The following is a 19792-nucleotide window of genomic DNA, read 5'->3' as shown; positions in this document are numbered from 1 at the left end:
CCATTCTCTCGGTGCCGCGGCGGGCCGGCCGACCGGGGGTCGAGCCGTTCGCGGGCACCGCCGACCGGACCCGCGAACAGCCTGGTCAGGCCGGTGGTCGAACGCGCCCGGCTCAGCGGTCCCGGGTGTAGACGTCGCGCTCGGTGAGCGCGTTCTGCAGCGGTTCGCCGCGGCGGAACCGGCCGATGTTCGCCAGCACGATGTCCAGCGCCCGTTGGGTCCGGTCCGGCAGGGCCGGCGTCGCGTGCGGGGTGATCAGCAGGTTGGGCGCGGACCAGAGCGGCGAGTCGGCCGGCAGCGGTTCGGTCTCGAAGACGTCCAGCCCGGCCCCGCCGATCCGGCCTTCCCGCAGCGCAGTCAGCAGGGCGTCGGAGTCGATCAGGCCGCCCCGGCCCAGGTTGATCAGGTAGGCCGAGTCCTTCATCCGGTCCAGTTCGGCGGCGCCGATCAGGTGGTGGCTGGCGTCGGTCAGCGGCGCGGCCAGCATCAGCACGTCGGCCTCGTCCAGGAGCGGCTCGAGCCGGTCGCCGCGGTCGGCGCAGGACAGCCGGTCGACGCCCGGCGGCGGCTCGATCACGCTCCGGGTGTGGCCGAGGACCCGCATCCCGAACGCCCGCCCGAGCTCGGCCATCGCCCGGCCGGTGTGGCCGAGGCCGACCACGCCGAGGGTCTTGCCGGTCAGCCCGAGCCTGCTCTCGTACCCGGGGATCCCCCAGTCCTGCCGGTCCTGCGCGGCGATCAGGCCGCGGGCGTCGTAGGTGAGGGCCAGCGCGAAGTAGAAGCCGTGCTGAGCCAGCGCCGCGGCGGAGCGGCCGGCCGCCCCGGTGACGACCAGCCCGCGGGCGAACACCTCCGGCCGGGCCGATCTGGTCAACCCGGCGTGATCACAGTGCACCCAGGCCAGCCGCGGCGCCGCCAGGTGCCGGTCGTCGAGGTCGCCGGCGATCACCGCCACGTCGGCGGTACGGAGAGCGTCGGCGATGCCGGCCTCGTCGTCCGGCGCACAGTGCCGGAACTCGGCCGGGGCGAACGCCTGGCGCAGCCGTTCCAGCTCCACCGGCCCGTAGCGGACCGTCGCCAGCACTCGCTCGATCGTTCTCGGCTGCCCGGACATGACGGCGATCGTGTCATCCAGGATCAGGCCCGGCCGTCACTGGACCCGCTGACCGGGACGCCGATCTGTTCGTTCCCTGAGCCTGTCGAAGGGCAAGCCGGATCGGCCCCTTGTGCGGATCCCCGAGCGGCACCCATCAGACCTGCCCTTCGACAGGCTCAGGGAACGAACACGCACCGTCGGAGCCATCGGCGAGGATGGGCGCGTGCGCGCTGAGTCCTCGGTCCTCCACCTGGATCTGGACGCGTTCTACGCCTCGGTCGAGCAGCGGGACAAGCCGTCGCTGCGCGGCAAGCCGGTGATCGTCGGCGGCACCGGCCAGCGTGGCGTGGTGGCGACCGCGTCCTACGAGGCCCGGCGATACGGCGTCCGGTCCGCGATGCCGACCCACGAGGCGCGCCGCCGCTGCCCGCACGCGGCGTTCCTGTCCGGCCGGTTCGACGCCTATCGGGAGGCCAGCCAGCAGGTGATGGGCCTGCTGCACCGGATCTCGCCGCGGGTCGAGCCGTTGTCGCTGGACGAGGCGTTCGTCGACCTGGCAACGACCGAGCCCGAGAACCCGTTCGGCCCCGTGATCTTCGACACGTCCGCCCTGACCGAGCTGGTCGTCGCGATCAAGGCCGAGCTGGCCGCCGTCACCGGCGGGCTGACCTGCTCGATCGGGATCGCCAGCTCCAAGTTCATGGCCAAGGTGGCGACCGAGCTGGACAAGCCGGACGGGCTGTTCATCGTCGAGCCGGGCACCGAGGTCGAGCTGCTCCGGCCGATGCAGGTGACGGTGATCCCGGGGGTCGGTCCGGTGACCACCGAGAAGCTCCGCCGGATCGGCATCAGCACCGTCGCCGACCTGCAGGCGATCCCGCCCGACGAGCTGATCCGCGAGGTCGGCCGGGCCCACGGCACCGGCCTGCTCGAGCTCGCGTACGCCCGGGACGACCGCCCGGTCGAGCCGGAACGGGAGGCCAAGTCGATCTCGGTCGAGGACACCTTCGCCACCGACCTGGTCGACCATGATCAACTCGGCGAGATCCTGGTCGGCCACGCGGCCCAGGTCGGTCGCCGGCTGCGGGCCGCCCAGCTGTTCGCGCGGACCGTGACGATCAAGGTCCGACAGCACGACTTCACCACCCAGACCCGGGCCCGCACCCTGGCCACGGCCACCGACCGGACCGAAACCATCACCACGATCGCCCGCAGCCTGCTCACCCAGATCGACACCAGCAACGGGATCCGGCTGCTCGGCGTCGGCGTGGCCGGCCTGACCGATGTGGTCCAGGAGGATCTGTTCGGCGACGATCCGGCGATCACCGGAGCTCCCGCCACGGAGCAGAATCCCGTTGATGATCATGCTCCGGCCGAGACGGCTTCGCCGGACACCGCGGGGGTCCGGCCCCGCTTTTCGACCGGCTGGCATCCGGGCCAGGACGTCCGGCACGATGATCATGGTCAGGGCTGGGTCTGGGGCACCGGGCTGGGCCGGGTCACGGTCCGGTTCGAGACCCGGGACACGGGGCCCGGACCGGTCCGTACCTTCGCCACCGACGACCCCGCCCTGCAGCCGCTGCGGTGATCCGGAACGGGCCCGGCGGGAGGAGGTCACGCAACCGTTGCGATTCCGTCCGGGTTTGGGGCGCCGTCGATATCGCCGAGCGGATTGCCCTAGGGTTCACCCATGGCCGATCATGCGACACGGCTGCTCGGGGCAGCCGATCATCCTCGCCCTCCGGCTGCGGGACACCCACCGGCTTGCGCACCTCGGGCGGTCGCCCGGCGCCGTCGCCAGTCCGGGTCCCGCTGATATGTGGGTCGGCTCGATCGAGTTCGACCTGCTGCTCGGCGACGTCGCGTCGCTGAAGGAGAAGCGCTCCCTGGTCCGGCCGCTGATCGCCGAGTTGCGGCGGACGTACCAGCTGAGCGTCGCCGAAGTCGGCCACCTCGATCTGCACCGGCGCGCCGGCATCGGAATCGCCGCCGCTTCGGGGGACCATGCTCATCTGATCCAAATCCTGGACGCGGTCGAACGGAGTGTCGCCGCCCGCCCGGAATCGGAGCTTCTGTCGGCGCGTCGGATCATCCGGAACACCGACGACTGACCGATCTCGGCGCGGGAAGCTTGCGGTCGAGGCCGTAGGTGCGACAGTCTCACCCCTGGACCGGAGAAGTAACATGTGCCCCAACCGAAGAGAAGGCTTTTCAGTCAGCTATGAAGCTCTCTTTTTGTACGACCTGCATGGGCAGGGCTCACCATCTCAAGGAGACCCTGCCCAAGAACCTGCGGGACAGCGTCGACTGGTCGCGGCCGGACGACGTCGAGTTCGTCGTGCTCGACTACAGCTCGCCGGACGACCTGGCCGAGTGGATCACGACGGATGAGCGGCTGAAGCCGTATCGCGATGCCGGCATTCTGAAGTTCGCGCGCTCGGAGGGGCAGACGTACTTCCAGCACTCGCACGCCAAGAACATGGCGCACTCGCTGGCCAGCGGCGACATCCTCTGCAACGTGGATGCCGACAACTTCGTCGGCTTCGGCTTCGCGGCGTATCTGCGGGCGATCTTCCGCCGCCGGCCGAACTCGATCGTGGCCTCGAACCGGCTCGACTACCGGCTCAACGCCGGCGTCCACAAGGGCTGCATGGGCCGGATCGCGCTGTCCAAGGAAAACTTCGTGCTGCTCGGCGGCTACGACGAGAGCGAGCGGTTCAAGGGCTGGTCCGGTGAGGACTCCGACCTGTTCATCCGCGCCGTCCGCAAGTTCATGCGGCCGGTGATGCTGCGGGACCGGCGGTTCCTGCGGGTGCTGCAGCACAGCGACCTGGAGCGGATCAAGAACACGGAGTACGCCGACGCCGAGGACGAGATCGCCAAGATCGAGTCCCTGGACGGGTCGAACATGCGCCCGATCCTGCGCTACGTAGTCGACCGCGCCGTGGCCCCCCGGGTCGCCAACCGTGGCCGCCCGATCGGCGCCGGCTCCGTCGCCTGGTACGACGACCTCCGCCGCTCCGCCTGATCGCGGCTACACCGAGTTGTCAGAACTGAGTTGTGCCCCGGCACAACTCAGTTCTGACAAGTCGGTGGGTCGGTGGTTCAGTGGGTGGGGAAGCCGAGATTGACCTGGGTTTCCGAGGGGTCGGGCCAGCGCGTGGTGACGACCTTGCGGCGGGTGTAGAAGTTGAAGCTCTCCGGGCCGTAGATGTGGGTGTCGCCGAAGAGGGACCGCTTCCAGCCGCCGAAGGAGAAGATCCCGACCGGGACCGGGATCGGCACGTTGACCCCGACCATGCCGACCTCGATGTCGAACTCGAAGGACCGGGCCGTCTTGCCGTCGCGGGTGAAGACCGCCACCCCGTTGGCGTACTGGCACTCGTTGACCAGCGCCACCGCGTCGTCGTAGCTGTCGACCCGGACCACGGACAGCACCGGGCCGAAGATCTCCTCGTCGTAGACCCGCATCCCCGGCTTGACGTGATCGACCAGGCTGACCCCGAGGAAGAAGCCGTCTCCGTCGAACTGCTGCTCCCGGCCGTCGACCACCACGGTCGCGCCCTCGTCGGCGGCGCCGGCCACGTAGGAGGCGACCCGGTCCCGGGCCTGGGCGGTGATCAGCGGGCCCATCTCCGACTCCGGGTCGGTGCCGTCGCCGATCTTCAGCTTGCCGATCCGCTCCTTCAGCAGGTCGATCAGCGGGTCGGCGACGTCGCCGACGGTGACCAGCACCGAGACGGCCATGCAGCGTTCGCCGGCCGAGCCGTAGGCCGCGGAGACGGCGGCGTCGGCGGCCGCGGGCAGGTCGGCGTCGGGCATCACCACCATGTGGTTCTTGGCACCGCCGAGGGCCTGCACCCGCTTCCCGGTCTCGGCCGAGCGGCGGTAGACCGTCTCGGCGATCGGGGTCGAGCCGACGAAGCTGACGGCGGCGATGCCCGGGTGGTCGAGGATCGCGTTGACGGTCTCGGCGTCGCCGTTGACGACGTTGAGCACGCCCGGCGGCAGCCCGGCCTCGGTCAGCCGCTCGGCGATCCACAGCGCCGCCGACGGGTCCCGCTCGCTCGGCTTCAAGATCACCGTGTTGCCGCAGGCGATCGCGCCGGTGATCATCCACAGCGGCACCATGGCCGGGAAGTTGAACGGGGTGATGCAGGCGACCACGCCGACCGGCTGGCGCACCTGGTGCACGTCGACGCCGCGGGACACCTGCTCGGCGTACTCGCCCTTGAGCAGATGCGGCAGGCCGGCGCAGAAGTCGACGTTCTCCAGGCCGCGGCTGATCTCCCCGGCCGCATCGGACAACACCTTGCCGTGCTCGGCCGTGATCAGCGCCGCCAGCTCGCCGGCCCGGGTCTTGATCAACTGCCGGAACGCGAACATCACCTCGGCCCGTTTGGTCAGCGACGTGGCGCGCCACCCGGGAAACGCCTCCGCGGCCACGTCGACCGCGGCGCCGAGCTCGGCCGCCGAGGCCAACGCGACCTCCCCCGACTGTTGCCCCGTCGCCGGATTGAACACGGGCCCGACCCGCTCGCCGCCCTCGATGATTTTGCCCTGGATGTAGTGACCGATCCTCATGCTCCGACAGTACGGCGAGCCCACGCGCCGCGGCGAGGGGTGCCCACATTTGTCGTGACAAATCCGGCTTGCCCTTCGACAGGCGCAGCCGGTGGCTCTGCTGAGGGCTCGGCCTGACGGCCGGAAAAGACGCACCAAGGGCGGACGGGTTGGCGCTTCCGGCGAGAATCAGGGCCGGCCGCCGGATCGGCGGCCGGATCGCCGGTCCGGCGGCGTCGAGTGTGACCTTTTCCACGCAGAATCGACGATCTGGCGTGGAAAAGGTCACTCTCGACGCAACCTCGGGCACGAACCTCGCCGACTGGTGACCTATCCACCTGGGATCGCCGAATCCACGTTGCCAACTCACTACTCGACGCTCCGCAGCGACGCGAGGGGGCGGACCCGACCCAACCAGCACCCGGACCACCCCTTTCGGCGCCAAGACCCCCCCGGAAGACTCAAGCCTCCGGGGCGCCGATCGTGGTCAGGCAGTGACGCGACCCCTATCGGCCCACGCGACTGCTGTAACGCTCGCGTCGGCCGATAACAGTCGCGCGGCGCCCTCCGATACTGGCCGCCGGCGGAACCGGCGCCCGGCTGCCAGGCGGACCGACCGGAACGACCCGCCCGCCCTTGATGCGTCTTTCCGGCCGTCAGGCCGCCGTCTGGCCCGCCCTTCGACCGGCTCAGGGAACGGAACAGCTCAGGTGGCGAGGCCGAGGGCGAGCCAGGCGAGGGTTTCGCTGGAGCCGGTGTCGGCGATCTCGTCGAGCAGGTACGCGGCGGCGACCTCGGCCAGGGCGGAGGGGGCGGCGGCCCAGTCGCGGCCGATGGCGACCGCGGCCTGCTCGTCGGCGAATCTCAGCACGGCGACGAGGGCGGCCCGGCGTTCGGTGTCGAGGGCCGGGCGGGCCGGGGCGACCTCGCCGCTGCCGAGGTACGGGCCGGCGGCGCGGAGTCGGGAGCGGAATGCCGGGGAGGGGCGCTCCAGGTTGCGGTGGATGGCCGCGAGCAGCTCGAGCTCGGCGACGCCGGCGGCGTCCAGGGGCAGGGTCGGCCGGTCCGGGATGGCGGCGGCCAAGGCGCCGGCGCGGTCGATGATCCCGCTGATCGACTGGCCGCGGATCACCCGGGCCAGGCAGGCCTGGGTGACCGCGAAGCCGAGGCCGGGATCGACCCGGTCGCAGCTCAGGATCCAGGTGACAGCGAGGTCGAGCGGGTCCCGCTCGCCGGTGCGGTGGTGTTCCAGGCAGAGCAGGGTCGCGTCCAGGCCGGTCCGCGGGCCGGCGTCGACCAGGCCGGCGGTGATCACCTCGAGGGCGTCGGTGGCCCGGTCCGGGTCGGTGGCCGTGCCGGCGCCGAGCGCCAGGTGCAGCACGATCCCGTCCGCGGCCGACAGTGCCGCCGCCTCCGGCCCGGTGGCGCGCGCGAACCGGTCGACCCGCTCCCCCAGCGCCTGCTCCACCGGCGCGGCCCAGCCGAGGTCGAACGTGACGGTGCCGCGGGCCGACCGTTCCTCGATCCGGTAGCGCCCGGCCTGGTCGGACACCAGCTCGGTCAGTTCGCCGCCCGGGCCGCGCATCATGCCGCCGGCGCCGAGCAGGTCGTCCGGGACGATCAGGGCGGCGTCCGGGTCGCCGCGCAGGTCGATCGGCTCACCGACGGTCCGCACCGTCGGCCAGGGCACGATGCCGCGCCGCCGCTCGATCAGCCGGGCCACGTCGTCGTACCAGTTCCACTGCCAGGTCAGCACGTAACCGGCGCCGGGCGGCAGCCGCAGCGGCCCGGTGATCAGCCCCGTCTCGGTGATCTCCGCGACCGAGCCGGTGACCAGCCGGCCGGCCAGGATCGGTCCCTCGCCGTCCCGCGGCCGGATCACCAGCTCCGCCTCGCTGCCGGCCGCGATCGGATGGCCGACCATCTCCGCGCCAAGAGTCAGGTCCAGCCGTACGGAATCGACGGCCAGCTCGTCCGGCGAGTCGTTCGAGAGCCGGATCCGCCAGCCCCAGCCGACCGCGAAGGAGTGCCGGACCGCGAGCGTCAGGCCGTCACCGGCAGCGAGGTCGACGTCGATCTCGTCCTCGTCGACCGCCAGCCGAGCGACCGTCGGCTGGTGCGGTCGGCCGGCGATGATCACCTCGCCGACACTGCCGCCGGACAGATAGCTGCGATCACCGGCCAGGGCGGCCACGATCCGGCCCCCGTCATCGACGTCGAGCCGCCCGGGCGGCACCTCGAAGATCATCCGCGACGTTGGCATCGACCACACCAGAAGAGATTGCGACCGGCCAGCAGCTCGGTCCTGATCATCGAGCCACAGACCCAGCAGGGCATCGCGTTGCGCCGGTAGACGTACACCTCACCGCCATGATCATCCTCCCGCGGCGGTCGTCCCATCGCCTCCGGGGTGTGCTCCGGCCGGACCGTGTCGATCCGGTTGTCGATCACGCCCTTGGGCATCAGCAGCAGCAGGTCGGCCCAGATCGCCTGCCAGCTGCGGCGGCTGAGTTTGTTGCCCGGCCGGTGCGGGTTGATCCGGTTCCGGAACAGCACCTCGGCCCGGTAGACGTTGCCGACCCCGGACAGGATCTCCTGGTCCATCAGCAGTGCCGCCACCGACCGGGTCGACCGCTGAATCCGCCGCCAGGCCAGGTCGGGATCGGCATCGTCGCGCAGCGGGTCCGGGCCGAGTCGGGTGATCAGTTCGGCGACCTCGGCGCTGGTCCGCACCGTGCAGAGCTGGGGGCCGCGCAGGTCGGCGACCAGCTCCGGCGTGGCCAGCCGGACCCGGACCTCGCCCTGCGGCGGCGCCGGCGGCCCGAACCGCAGGGTGCCGATCAGGCCGAGATGGATGTGCAGCAGCCGATCGCCCGCGAACTCGATGAACAGGTGTTTGCCGTGCGCGGTGGCGTTGCTCAGCACCGATCCGTCGAGCAGCGCGGCCGACTCGGCGAAGCGGCCCTGCGGGCTGGTCACCGCGGCCGGCCGGCCGCCGAAGCCGGCGGTCACGTCGAGCGCCAGCCGATGCAGGGTATGACCTTCCGGCATCTCACCCTTCCCCGCCGGGCGATCACCCGGCGCCGCATGTTCATCCCCAAAATCAGGCACAACAGAGGGACAGGAGACTAGTCTCTTTCCCATGACAGGTGCGGCCGCATCGGCCCCGACCACCATCACCCGAGAATCCACCGAGCAAACCCGCGACGGCTGGCCCCGGGACTTCGGCCGCGACGGCGTGTCCGGTCTGGTCACCCTCGACCGGGCGATGCGCGCCCGGGACGTGTCGCTGCCGACACCGGAGGACGACCGGCTGGCCGAGTCCGTGCTCGCCGAACTGTTGGCCCGGGCCGAGGGTCGCCGCCCGCGCCGGCCCTGATTGTTCCGTTCCCTGAGCTTGTCGAAGGGCTAGGGAGATCGGGCCTGCCCTTCGACAGGCTCAGGGAGCGTAAAGCCTCTCCCCCACTGCCTCTCGCCGGGAGTTCCTGCTAGTCCTCGCTGCCGCGGCGCTGCTCGTACGCGCCGATCTGCTCGATCCGCCGGGCGTGCCGGGCCTGCGCGCTGAACGGCGTGGTCAGGAAGGTGCGGACCAGGGCGGCCGCCTCGTCGGAATCATGCATCCGGGCGCCGATCGCGATCACGTTGGCGTCGTTGTGCTGCCGGGCCAGCTCCGCGGTCTCGCTGTCGTACGCCAGCGCCGCCCGCACCCCGACCACCTTGTTGGCCGAGATCTGTTCGCCGTTGCCGGAGCCGCCGATCACCACGCCGAGCGAACCCGGATCGGCCACCACCCCTTCCGCCGCGGGGATGCAGTAGATCGGGTAGTCGTCGTCCGGGTCGTACACCCGCGGCCCGTGATCGACAACGTCATGGCCGTCGGCCCGCAGCACCGACACCAGGTGGTTCTTCAACTCGAACCCGGCGTGATCGCTGCCCATGTGTACGCGCATGGGAAAACTATGTCAGGTCCCGCCCGGTCCGGGCCCGGCACCGGTCCGCATCGCTCGAAGATCAAGATCGGGGTGGCGCGCGGCACCCGGATGTGCTTCAGCGGACCTCCTATGCTCGCTGCCATGACGTTGCGGCGGCGGGTCCTGCTCGGCGGTGTCGGATTCGCGGCTCTGGGTTTCGCCGGCTGCGGGCTGCTGCCGGACGGCGACGGCGAACCTCCGTTCTGCGCGGCCCGGTCGGCGTTGACCGGCCATGACAGCCTCGGCGACCTGCCGCTGATCTACGAGGTGGACGAGCAGGGCCGGACCTTCTCCTTCGACACCGTCTTCTACGACCGGCTGATCGACTGGCTCGCGTTCTTCCGCGAGCAGACCGGCGTAACGGTCTCCGAGCTCCGGACCTACGGCAGTTGGACCGACGGCGGAGTGGAGTGCTCCTCCTGGCACAACGCCGGCCGCGCGTTCGATCTGGCCGGGCTGCGGCACCGGGGCCAGGACGTGATCTCCTGTCGGTACGACCACTGGCGGGCTGCTCCGGCCGCCGAGCAGCGGACGCTGTTGCGCCGCTACTGGGCCACCGCGGCCAGCCTGCACCACCATTTCCGGGACGTGCTGACCTACCTGTTCGATGATCAACATCTGAACCACATCCACATCGACAACGGCCAGACCGGGCCCGAGCTGTCCACCTTCACCGGGCAGTCCCGGGTCCAGATCCACGCGGTGCAAGCGATCTGCAGCCACGTCTGGGATCGTCCGGCGCCGATCGACGGTCAGTGGACGGACCCGACCCGGCAGGTGGTCGCGGAGGTCACCGGCGAGCTCGGCGCCGGCGACGACCTCGGCAACCCGGAGACCTGGCGCGCCTTCCTCCGGGCCAGCACGGCCCGCTTCGCCTGACGAACGGGAGACGTTCGTGGCAGGATCGAGGCCATGTTTCCGGACAACCTCACCCGCGCCGAGGCCATGGCACGGTCGGCCCTGATCGAGACCTCGCACTATCGGATCGAGATCGACCTGTCCGGCCGTGAGGTCGCCGACCCTGCCGCCACCTTCCGCTCCACCACGACGGTCAGCTTCCGCGCCCGCGAGGACGGCAGTCTGCACGTGGACGCGATCGCCGACCGGGTGATCAGCGCCGACCTGGACGGCGTCGCGCTGGATCCGGGCAGGTTCGCGGCCAGTCGGCTGCCGGTCGAGGTGTTCGCCGGTGATCATCAACTCACCGTCACCGCAGAGTTCCGGTACAGCCGCAGCGGGCTCGGGTTGCACCGCTTCGTCGACCCCGCCGACAACAAGATCTATTGCTACAGCCAGTTCGAGTCGGCCGAGGCGCGGCGGGTGTTCGCCTGCTTCGAACAGCCCGACCTGAAGGCGAAGATGGCGGTCGCGGTGATCGCGCCGCGGCACTGGACAGTGATCGGCAACGGCGTCGAGACCGGACGGTCCGACGTGGCGGCAGAGCTGGCCCGCTGGCAGTTCGCCGAGACCGAGCCGTTCTCGACCTATCTGGTCGGCCTGGTCGCCGGCGAGTACGAGCGGGTGATCGCCGACCGGCCGGCCGGCACGACCGGCGCACCGATGTCGCTGCTGGTCCGGGACTCGGTCCGGCCGCACCTGGACCCGGAAATGATCTTCGAGGTCACCCGGGGCGGCTTCGACGTGTTCGAGGCGGCGTTCGGCTATCCGTACCCGTTCGGCAAATACGACCAGGCGTTCGTGCCGGAATACAACATGGGCGCGATGGAGAACGTCGGCTGCATCGTACTCCGGGACGATCTGGTGTTCCGCAGCCGGGTGACCAAGTCGGCGCACGACAACCGGGACAACATCGTGCTGCACGAGCTGGCCCACATGTGGTTCGGCGACCTGGTGACGATGCGCTGGTGGGACGACCTGTGGCTGAAGGAGTCCTTCGCCGAATGGGCGGCGACGTTTGCCCAGAGCCGGCTGGATCCGGACCCGCGGCTGGCCTGGGCGACGTTCTGCAACAAGCGCAAGACCTGGGCCTACCGACAAGATCAACTCAGCAGCACCCATCCGGTCGCCGCGGACATGATCGATCTCGAGGCCGTGGAGCAGAACTTCGACGGGATCACGTACGCCAAGGGTGCCTCGGTGCTGCGGCAGCTGGTCGCCTTCGTCGGCGAGGACGCGTTCCTGGCCGGCGTGCGGCACTACTTCGCCGAGCACGCATTCGGCAACACCGAGCTGAGCGACTTGCTCGCCGCGCTGCAACAGGCGTCCGGCCGGGACCTGTCCGGCTGGTCGGCGCAGTGGCTGGAGCAGGCCGGGGTGAACACGCTGCGGGCCGACTTCGCCGTGGCCGAGGACGAGACGTTCACCCGGTTCGCCATCCGCCAGGCGGCACCGGCGGAGTGGCCGACGCTGCGTGATCACCGGATCGCGATCGGGCTCTACCGGCTGACCGGCGACCGACTGGTGCGGACCGACCGGATCGAGACCGACCTCGCCGGCCCGGTGACCGAGGTGGCCGAGCTGGTCGGGCTGACCCAACCGGACCTGATCTTGATCAACGACGACGATCTCAGCTATGCCAAGGTGCGGCTCGATCCCCGGTCGCTGAGCACCTTGATCGACAACATCGACCGGTTCGACGACCCGCTGGCCCGTGCCGTCTGCTGGGGATCGGCGTGGGACCTGTGCCGCGACGGCGAGCTGCCGGCGAGCGATTACGTCGAGCTGGTGCTACGCGGGGTCGCGATCGAGTCGGACCTGACCGCGGTGGACGCTGTGCTGGCGCAGGCGTTGCAGGCCGCGCAGAGCTACACCCCGCTGGACCGCCGGGCCGCGACCCGGCGCACCTGGCAGGACGGGCTCGCCGGGCTGCTGGCCAAGGCCGAGGCCGGCTCCGATCATCAGCTGGCGCTGGCCAAGGCGTACGCGCACGCCGCGCTCGATGATCAGGCCGGCGCGCTGCTGCGCGGCTGGCTGGACGGTGCCGACGTGCCGGACGGGCTGGCCGTTGATCAGGATCTGCGCTGGATCCTGATCATCAACCTGGCCAGGCTGGGGCTGATCGACGACGCGGTGATCACCGCCGAGTCGGCCCGGGACAACACGATCACCGGGGCCGAGCAGGCGGCCGGGGCCCGCGCCGCCCGGCCCGACCCGGCGGCGAAGACCGCTGCGTGGCAGCTGGCCGTGGTGGCCGACGGGGTGCCGAACGAGACCCAGCGGCAGACCTGTCTGCGCTTCAACCAGCCCGATCAGGACGAGCTGGTGCGGCCCTATCTGGCCGACTACCTCGACGCCGCGGCCGCGATGTCGGCCGGGACCGGGGTCTGGGCGACCCGCGGCACCTCGCTCCGGGACAACGCGCTGGTCTATCTCTATCCGCGGCTGGACGACACCGGCGCCCAGCTCGACCAGGTCAACGACTGGCTGGACCGGACCGAGCTGACCCCGTCGGTGCGCCGGATCGTCTCCGAGCGCCGGGACGAGACGGCCCGGGCGCTGCGGGCTCAGCGGGCAGCGTCGGGCCAGCGATAGAGCCGGGCCGCCCCCGGCTCCAGGGCGGCGTCGTTCGGAGCACCGGCGCCCACTTCGCTCGCACCGGTCGGCAGGGCCGGCGATCGAGGCTGGTCGGCGACGTTGAGCAGCAGCCGGTAGCGGCAGCCGTCGAGGGCGGTGACGCTCACCCCGGCCAGGCCGTCGGCGAGGTCGGCGTCCTGCCGGCCCGCGCCGTTGCGCTCCGCGAAGTCCGCGGTACGGTCTCGGTCGCAACCGGCCAGCACCGCGAAGGCGTGCTCGACCAGCACGCTGCCGGGCGGCGCATACCGCGGCCCGGTCTCGGCCGGGAAGCACAGCTCCTCGACGAACAGGGAGTGCTGCGGCCCGCCGCGGCGTCGGCCGGACCGGTCGACCGACAGCTGCCCGCTCCCCCACAGGCCGACCACCCCGAGGACGCCGTCGACGTTGACCCAGCGGCCCAGGTCGAGCCGCTCGTCGTCGCCCGGCGTGCGCTCCAGCGTCCCGCCCGCGTGCTCGTAGCGCCGCCGAGACGCGTTGTAGAGGTCGTTCGGCACGTTCAGGTGCAGGCCCTTCACCGAGCCGACGCCGACCCACCAGTCGGCGGTCACCGTGCGGTGGATGCCGATCATGGTGTGCTCGTCCGGCAACGCGGCGATCGCGATCATGGTCCGCGCCCCGTCGCCGCCGGACCAGCCCTCGGGGATGGTCAACCGGGCACCCTCGACCACCGTGCCCGAGGTGACGAAGCCGCCGTCGAACGACCGGACCCGGCTGTGCTCGACCCGGCGGGACAGCCGGCCCGGGCCGCCGGCCCCCAACCCGTCACGGTGATCACCGAGCAGCCGGATCTCGGGCGCCAGGTTGAGATCCCACTCGGCCAGCGAACTGTCGACCAGCGGGACGCACAGACCCTGGGTCAGGCTGAACGCCCGCCAGGAGTAGGAGGCCAGCCGGTGCCGGCCGCGGTGCGCCACTGCCTGATGATCATGGTCGACCCAGTTCAGCGTGATCGATGCCGCCGACGTGGGCTCGATCGGCAGCGTCGGCTCGGTCTCGGCCGAGAAGACCTGGGCCATGGCCAGGGCGCTGGCCCGGTCGCTCTCCAGTCGGGTGTAGTAATAGGGGCTGCTGACGGCCAGGTCGGCCAGCCGCTCGCCGTAGAAGCTACCGTCGCCGGCCGCGTCCTGTTCCCGCCTGATCAGCCCGACCTGGGCCCGCAGCAGGCCCAACGCACCATGATCACCGAGGCGGTCGGCGGCGTAGCAGAGCGCTGGCAACAGATACTCCTGGCAGTAGGCGTAACGGACCCGGCTGTCGCCGCCGATCCGCAGCGCCCGGCCGTCCGGGGCGATCAGTGGCCGGATCAGCCGCCACAGGTCGCCTTGGTGATGGTGCAGTGCCGCCGGGGCGGGCTCCCCCCGCCGTTTCAGGTCGAAGTGCAGGATCGCTGCGTTGCTGGCGCAGATGATCTGGTAGCCGACGTTGAGAAAGCCGTGATGATCAAGGGCGTAGGAGTCGAAGAAGTTCGCGCCGCGGAACCGGTCCCGGACCGGCAGGTCGTCCACGATCGTCTCGTCGGTCTCGTCGGCGGCGATGCTGACGCTGTTGATCAGGAAGGTCCGGGCCAGCTCTTCCCAGTCGGCGCGGTGGGGATGATCAAGGATCCGCTGTGCGGTCCGCCAGAGCAGCGCACCGGTCCACAGGTTCGACTCCGGGCCGTTGCGGCCGGAGTCGTTCCAGACGTCGCCGACCACGCCGCGGGCCTGGCCGCGGTGGTAGGAGGTGCGGATCCATTCCGCCTCGTCGACCAGCATCCGGTCCAGCCCGGCCGCGAGCTCGGCGTCGATCCGGTCGGCCAGCAGGTCGACCGCGAACATCATCCGCTCCACGCCGAGCGGACTGATCCAGGTGTGCCCCCAGGCCGTACCGTCGGCGCAGCGCCCACCGCCCGAATGGTGACTGCGGACGCTGAACCGGAGCGCCGCCAGGGCCCGCGTCGCCAACGCCGAATCGTCGGTGATCGCGGCCAGCGCGCCGACCGCGGAGAAGTACTTCTGGTTCGTCTGCACGCCCCAGTTGTTGTAGCCGGAGCCGTACCAGCCGAGCTCGCCGGAACCGTTCGGCTCGATCCAGTAGCGATCGCCGGCCGCCACCCAGGCGGCGAGCGACTCGATCATGATGGAGGCGTCGGGGGTCGAGTTGATCATGGATTCCCTCCCGCGTCGCGCGTGGTCCCAACCGTACGGAAAGCGTCTTCCGGACGTCAATCGGCCGTCCCTCGGACCGAGACGTGCTGTACTTCGCGATGAGACGGCCAGGACTCGCCAGGTGAAGGGGACGAGATGAACGACCAGCCAGCCGAGGAGAGCGCCGTCCCGGAGGCGCGGACCGAGGCGCTGTCGGCCCTGTTGCAGACGGAGGACGCGGGCATCCAGAACGCGTCCCAGGTCAGCATGGCGTTGATCGGGATCATCACCGCCTATCTGCCGGTTTCGGTCTTCGCCGTCTACCAGACCGGATTCCCGCCGGGCCTGATCGGCTACCTGCCCTGGCCGGTGGTCTTCCTGATGCTCTACCAGACGGTCATGATCGCCGGCACCTCGCGCCGGGCCCGGTCGGCCCGGCTGCTGGAGGACGAACTGATCCGGATCGCCGGCATGGAGCCGGAGTCGCGCCGCGGCCTGGTCGGCTCGCGGGCGCGGAACCCGATCACCAACCTGTACACGATCGTCCAGGAGCGCGGTGATCGCTGGGTCTCCCGCTACATCGCGGCGTTGCTGCCGTTCCTCGGGTTGTACGCGCTCGGCGTGGTCTACACCTTCTTCATGTGCATCGAGGCCGCCCGGCTCAACCCCGACTATCCGACCCGGTTCTGGGTGGTGATCGTGCCGTCGCTCGGCGCCGTGCTGCTCTGGTCGATCTTCGCCGACTCGGCGATGAGCTACTTCACCCCGCGCTACAAGATCAACATCTGGGTGCCGATCGCCGCCCTGACCGGGATCTGGCTGCAGGGCCAGCAGCCGGACCTGAAGACGCCGGTGCTGCTGCTGTTCTCGGTGCTCAGTGCGCTGCTGGTCACCGCCGCCGCCATCGCCCGGCCGATCAAGCCGCCCGGCTATCAGGTGATCCTGCGCTCCGGCATCGCCGGCATCCTGCTGTCCAGCCTGGCCTATTGGCTGGTGGTGGTGCCGACCCAGGGCCTACGCACCGACGAGGCGACGATGTGGGCCAACATCTCGATGCACGTGGTGGCGCCGATCGTGGTGATCGCCGGGGTCCGGGTCGGTCACTCGCTGATGCAGCCGCTGACCCTCCGCCAGGTGCTGGCGATGATGATCTTCCCGATCGCGTACGTGATCACGCTGTGGACCGCCAACGCCGCCTTCGCCGTGCCGATCCCGTACTTCTTCCTCGACCCGGGCCAGACTCCGCCGGGCCTGATCGCCGTGGTCTGCATCGCCGTCGCCGGCTTCTACGTCCTGGTCGGCCTGATCGACCGGGTCCCGCTCCTCCGCCGCACCGCCTAACAACCCCGACTTGTCAGAATTAGGGGACGCTATGACGTCCCTTAACTCTGACAAGTCGGGGTGTTCAGAAGCCGAGGCGGTTGAGTTGCTTGGCGTCGCGCTGCCACTCCTTGACCACCTTGACCTTGAGGTCGAGGAAGACCGGGGTGCCGAGCATGGCTTCGATCTGCTTCCGGGCGGCGGTGCCGATCTCGCGCAGCCGGGCGCCGCGGTGGCCGATCACGATCCCCTTCTGCGAATCGCGTTCCACCACCATCGAGGCATAGATGTCGAGCAGCGGCTTCTCGGCCGGCCGGTCCGCACGCAGGCCCATCTCGTCGATCATCACGGTGATCGAGTGCGGCAGCTCGTCCCGGACGCCTTCCAGGGCGGCTTCCCGGATCAGCTCCGCGACCAGGGTCTCCTCCGGTTCGTCGGTGATCTCGCCGTCCGGGTAGAGCGGCGGACCGGCCGGCAGCAACCCGGCCAGGACCCCGGAGAGCACGTCGAGTTGATCATTCCCGGTCGCCGACACGGGGACGATCTCGGCCCAGCTGATGCCCAGTTCGTCTTCCAGGGCGGAGATCCGGAGCAGGTGCTCGGCCATCCGCTCCCGGGTCACCAGGTCGGACTTGGTCGCGATCCCGACCAGCGCCGGACGCTTGGGCAGCTTGGCGATCTCGGCGACCAGGTAGGTGTCGCCGGGTCCGATCTTCTGGTTCGCCGGCAGACACACGCCGATCACGTCGACCTCGGACCAGGTCGCCCGGACCACATCGTTCAGCCGCTCGCCGAGCAGGGTCCGCGGCTTGTGCAGGCCCGGCGTGTCGATCAAGATCAACTGCGCGTCGGCACGATGCACGATCCCGCGGATCGCGTGCCGGGTGGTCTGCGGTTTGGACGACGCGATCGCGATCTTGGTCCCGACCAGCGCGTTGGTCAGCGTCGACTTGCCGGCGTTGGGCCGGCCGACGAAGCAGGCGAAGCCGGACCGGAACTCCGCCGGCTCGGCCGGCTCAGTCACGAAGCACTCCGTCCGGGCCGGCCTGCAGGATCGCCACGGCGTCGCCGCCGAGGTCGGTGATCACGGCCCGATCGGCCTCGGTCAGCGAGCTGTCGCCGACGAGCGCGACCGCCTCCAGGCCGGGCGCCCCGGACGAGACTCCCATCGCGACGGCCACGGCCACGGCGGACAGCTTCAGGTGCGGCAGGTCGACCGTCGTCGCCGCGTAGGTACGACCGTCGGTGTCGCGGATGCAGGCGCCTTCGGCGGCGCCGGTCCGGGCCCGGGCGGCCCGGGCCAGCTTGATGATCTTGTCGTCCTCGGGTGAGGTGGCTTGCCCTTCGACAGGCTCAGGGAGCGATGGTGCAGCATTCATGATCAGTTGGCCTTCGCGGTCGAGTCCGATGAAGTCAGCTCCGGCACCTCGGCGGTCTGTGCCGCGAACCGGCGGACCACCACCGTGCCGATCCGGTTGCGCCGGCCGGTGGAGCGGTCGGCCACCAGCTCCAGGCCGTGGTAGGTCACGGTCGAGCCGACGATCGGCACCTTGTTCAGCAGCTTCGCCATCAGACCGCCGACGGTGTCCACGTCCTCCTCGTCCAGGTCGAGGGCGAACAGCTCGCCGAGTTCGTCCACGCCGAGCCGCGCCGACACCCGGAACCGGTCGTCGCCGAGCCGGGTGATGTCGGTGTTCTCCTCGTCGTACTCGTCGGTGATCTCGCCGACGATCTCCTCCAGGATGTCTTCGATCGTCGCCATCCCGGCGGTGCCGCCGAACTCGTCCACGACGATCACCAGGTGGGTCCGCTTCAGCTGCATCTCGCGCAGCAGTTCGTCCACCGGCTTCGAGTCCGGGCACCACTCCGGCGTCCGCATCACCGAGGCGACCCGCTCCGTGGTCTCCGACTTCGAGTTGTCGTAGACGCGCTTGATCACGTCCTTGAGATAGAGCACGCCGACCACGTCGTCCAGGCCGCCGTCGCCGATCACCGGGATCCGGCTGAAGCCTGACCGCAGCGCGAGCGACATCGCCTGCCGCAGCGTCTTGTTGCTCTCGATGAACACCATGTCGGTGCGCGGCACCATCACTTCGCGGACGATGGTGTCGCCGAGCTCGAAGACGGAGTGGATCATCCGCCGCTCGCCGGATTCGATCACCTCGCTCGCCTCGGCCAGGTCGACCAGCTCGCGCAGCTCGGCCTCGGTCGCGAACGGCCCCTCGGAGAATCCCTTGCCCGGGGTGAGCGCGTTGCCGATCAGGATCAGCAGCTGGGACAGCGGACCGAGCACCCGGGTCAGCCCGACCAGCGGCCCGGCGAACAGGCAGGCGACCCGATCATGGTGCTGCCGGCCGAGCGTCCGGGGCGCGACACCCCAGAGCACGTACGAGATGATGATCATGGAACCGGCGGAGATCAACACGCCCTGCCAGGTCAGCCCGAAGACGCCGAAGAAGACCAGCGCCACCAGGACGATCGCGCTGATCTCGAAGACGATCCGCAGGAACAGGGCGGTGTTCAGATAGCGCGGCGGGTCCTCGACGATCCGTTTCACCCGGAGCGCGCCGGGGCGGCCCTCCGCCACCAGTTTCTCGGCCCGGCTGCGGGAGAACGACGCCAGCGCCGCCTCGGCCGCGGCCATCAGGCCGGCCAGGATCGCCAGCAGCAGGGCGATCCCGAGCTGGACCAGGTACTGACTCATGATCCGATCAGCTCCGTTGCCGAGCTGTGGCCCAGCCGGCGATGATCTTGTCCTTGAGGCCGAACATCTCGGCCTTCTCCGCCGGCGTCGCGTGGTCGTAGCCGAGCAGGTGCAACAGACCGTGCACCAGCAGATATTCGGCCTCGGCCTCGGGTGAACGGCCGTGCTCGGCCGCCTGCCGGTTGGTCACCTCGGGGCAGAGCACGATGTCGCCGAGCAGACCGTCCGGCGGCTCCTCGTCGTCGGCCGGCGGCCGCAACTCGTCCATCGGGAACGACAGCACGTCGGTCGGGCCTTCCTCACCCAGATACTTCTGGTGGTACGCGCTCATCGCGTCGGTGTCCACCAACAGGATGGACAGCTCGGCCTGCGGATGGATCCGCAGCTGCTCGAGGGCGTAACGGGCGAGCCGGACCAGGCCGGTACTGTCGGCCTCCAATCCGGACTCATTGCTGATGTCGATGCTCATCGTCGTCGA

Annotated in this window: 17 protein-coding genes; 7 read left to right on the top strand and 10 right to left on the bottom strand. The window is 70.3% G+C overall.

All coding sequences use genetic code 11. The annotated features are described in order from the left end of the window. Positions 1-112: 112 nt before the first annotated feature. Positions 113-1114, bottom strand: coding sequence for a D-2-hydroxyacid dehydrogenase (locus tag FNH24_RS21735; protein WP_152364344.1), 1002 nt, complete (start codon positions 1112-1114; stop codon positions 113-115). A gap of 205 nt (positions 1115-1319) precedes the next feature. On the opposite strand from FNH24_RS21735, the gene FNH24_RS21730 reads away from it, so the two are divergent. The 3 genes from FNH24_RS21730 (at position 1320) to FNH24_RS21720 (ending at position 4124) form a co-directional block, all read left to right on the top strand. Then, positions 1320-2684, top strand: coding sequence for a DNA polymerase IV (locus FNH24_RS21730; RefSeq protein WP_152364343.1), 1365 nt, complete (start codon positions 1320-1322; stop codon positions 2682-2684). A gap of 112 nt (positions 2685-2796) precedes the next feature. Next, positions 2797-3207 (top strand): DUF503 domain-containing protein, encoded by a 411-nt coding sequence (locus FNH24_RS21725; protein WP_246187014.1) that lies wholly within the window; start codon positions 2797-2799, stop codon positions 3205-3207. A 137-nt stretch (positions 3208-3344) separates the two neighbouring features. After that, a complete protein-coding gene (locus FNH24_RS21720; RefSeq protein WP_161606254.1) occupies positions 3345-4124 on the top strand; it encodes a glycosyltransferase family A protein in 780 nt (259 codons plus the stop codon). 77 nt (positions 4125-4201) lie between these two features. Here FNH24_RS21720 and FNH24_RS21715 read toward each other — a convergent pair whose 3' ends face one another. The 3 genes from FNH24_RS21715 to FNH24_RS21705 all read right to left on the bottom strand — a co-directional run bounded on the left by FNH24_RS21715 (position 4202) and on the right by FNH24_RS21705 (position 8710). Further along, positions 4202-5680 (bottom strand): CoA-acylating methylmalonate-semialdehyde dehydrogenase, encoded by a 1479-nt coding sequence (locus tag FNH24_RS21715; RefSeq protein ID WP_152364341.1) that lies wholly within the window; start codon positions 5678-5680, stop codon positions 4202-4204. Between the two features lie 685 nt (positions 5681-6365). Continuing rightward, positions 6366-7922 (bottom strand): hypothetical protein, encoded by a 1557-nt coding sequence (locus FNH24_RS21710; RefSeq protein WP_152364340.1) that lies wholly within the window; start codon positions 7920-7922, stop codon positions 6366-6368. Continuing rightward, on the bottom strand, positions 7904-8710 hold the full coding sequence (locus tag FNH24_RS21705; RefSeq protein WP_152364339.1) for an Fpg/Nei family DNA glycosylase: 807 nt from the start codon (positions 8708-8710) through the stop codon (positions 7904-7906). The genes FNH24_RS21710 and FNH24_RS21705 overlap by 19 nt, the downstream gene beginning before the upstream one ends. 91 nt (positions 8711-8801) lie before the next feature. Between FNH24_RS21705 and FNH24_RS21700 the strand changes: the two genes are divergently transcribed. Next, the gene (locus tag FNH24_RS21700) at positions 8802-9038 is read left to right on the top strand and encodes a hypothetical protein (RefSeq protein ID WP_152364338.1); all 237 of its coding nucleotides are present in this window, start codon (positions 8802-8804) and stop codon (positions 9036-9038) included. 109 nt (positions 9039-9147) lie between these two features. On the opposite strand, the gene FNH24_RS21695 is transcribed toward FNH24_RS21700, so the two are convergent. Beyond that, positions 9148-9609 (bottom strand): ribose-5-phosphate isomerase, encoded by a 462-nt coding sequence (locus FNH24_RS21695; protein ID WP_152364337.1) that lies wholly within the window; start codon positions 9607-9609, stop codon positions 9148-9150. A gap of 123 nt (positions 9610-9732) precedes the next feature. Between FNH24_RS21695 and FNH24_RS21690 the strand changes: the two genes are divergently transcribed. Then, positions 9733-10509, top strand: coding sequence for a hypothetical protein (locus FNH24_RS21690; protein ID WP_152364336.1), 777 nt, complete (start codon positions 9733-9735; stop codon positions 10507-10509). Between the two features lie 33 nt (positions 10510-10542). Next, entirely contained in the window at positions 10543-13122 is a 2580-nt protein-coding gene (gene pepN / locus FNH24_RS21685) for an aminopeptidase N (protein WP_152364335.1), read from the top strand. Here pepN and FNH24_RS21680 read toward each other — a convergent pair. Then, positions 13095-15311, bottom strand: a complete 2217-nt coding sequence (locus FNH24_RS21680; RefSeq protein ID WP_152364334.1) for a hypothetical protein — start codon at positions 15309-15311, stop codon at positions 13095-13097. The genes pepN and FNH24_RS21680 overlap by 28 nt on opposite strands. 135 nt (positions 15312-15446) lie before the next feature. Between FNH24_RS21680 and FNH24_RS21675 the strand changes: the two genes are divergently transcribed. Beyond that, positions 15447-16631, top strand: coding sequence for a hypothetical protein (locus FNH24_RS21675; protein WP_152364333.1), 1185 nt, complete (start codon positions 15447-15449; stop codon positions 16629-16631). Positions 16632-16695: 64 nt separating this feature from the next. Here FNH24_RS21675 and era read toward each other — a convergent pair whose 3' ends face one another. The 4 genes from era to ybeY are packed head-to-tail and all read right to left on the bottom strand — an operon-like array spanning position 16696 to position 19783. Then, positions 16696-17634, bottom strand: coding sequence for a GTPase Era (gene era / locus FNH24_RS21670; protein ID WP_152364332.1), 939 nt, complete (start codon positions 17632-17634; stop codon positions 16696-16698). Beyond that, positions 17627-17989: a cytidine deaminase gene (locus FNH24_RS21665; protein ID WP_152364331.1), complete on the bottom strand. Its 363-nt coding sequence runs from the start codon at positions 17987-17989 to the stop codon at positions 17627-17629. Before FNH24_RS21665 ends, era begins: the two co-directional genes overlap by 8 nt. Before the next feature lie 2 nt (positions 17990-17991). Next, on the bottom strand, positions 17992-19317 hold the full coding sequence (locus tag FNH24_RS21660) for a hemolysin family protein (RefSeq protein ID WP_425486904.1): 1326 nt from the start codon (positions 19315-19317) through the stop codon (positions 17992-17994). Between the two features lie 4 nt (positions 19318-19321). Then, positions 19322-19783, bottom strand: a complete 462-nt coding sequence (gene ybeY / locus FNH24_RS21655; RefSeq protein ID WP_152364329.1) for an rRNA maturation RNase YbeY — start codon at positions 19781-19783, stop codon at positions 19322-19324. Positions 19784-19792 lie beyond the last annotated feature (9 nt).

Origin of the sequence: Microlunatus speluncae (assembly GCF_009299835.1) — a bacterium.
In the GTDB taxonomy this organism is placed as follows: domain Bacteria; phylum Actinomycetota; class Actinomycetes; order Propionibacteriales; family Propionibacteriaceae; genus Microlunatus; species Microlunatus speluncae.
This window is presented reverse-complemented; position numbering and strand designations above follow the sequence as displayed.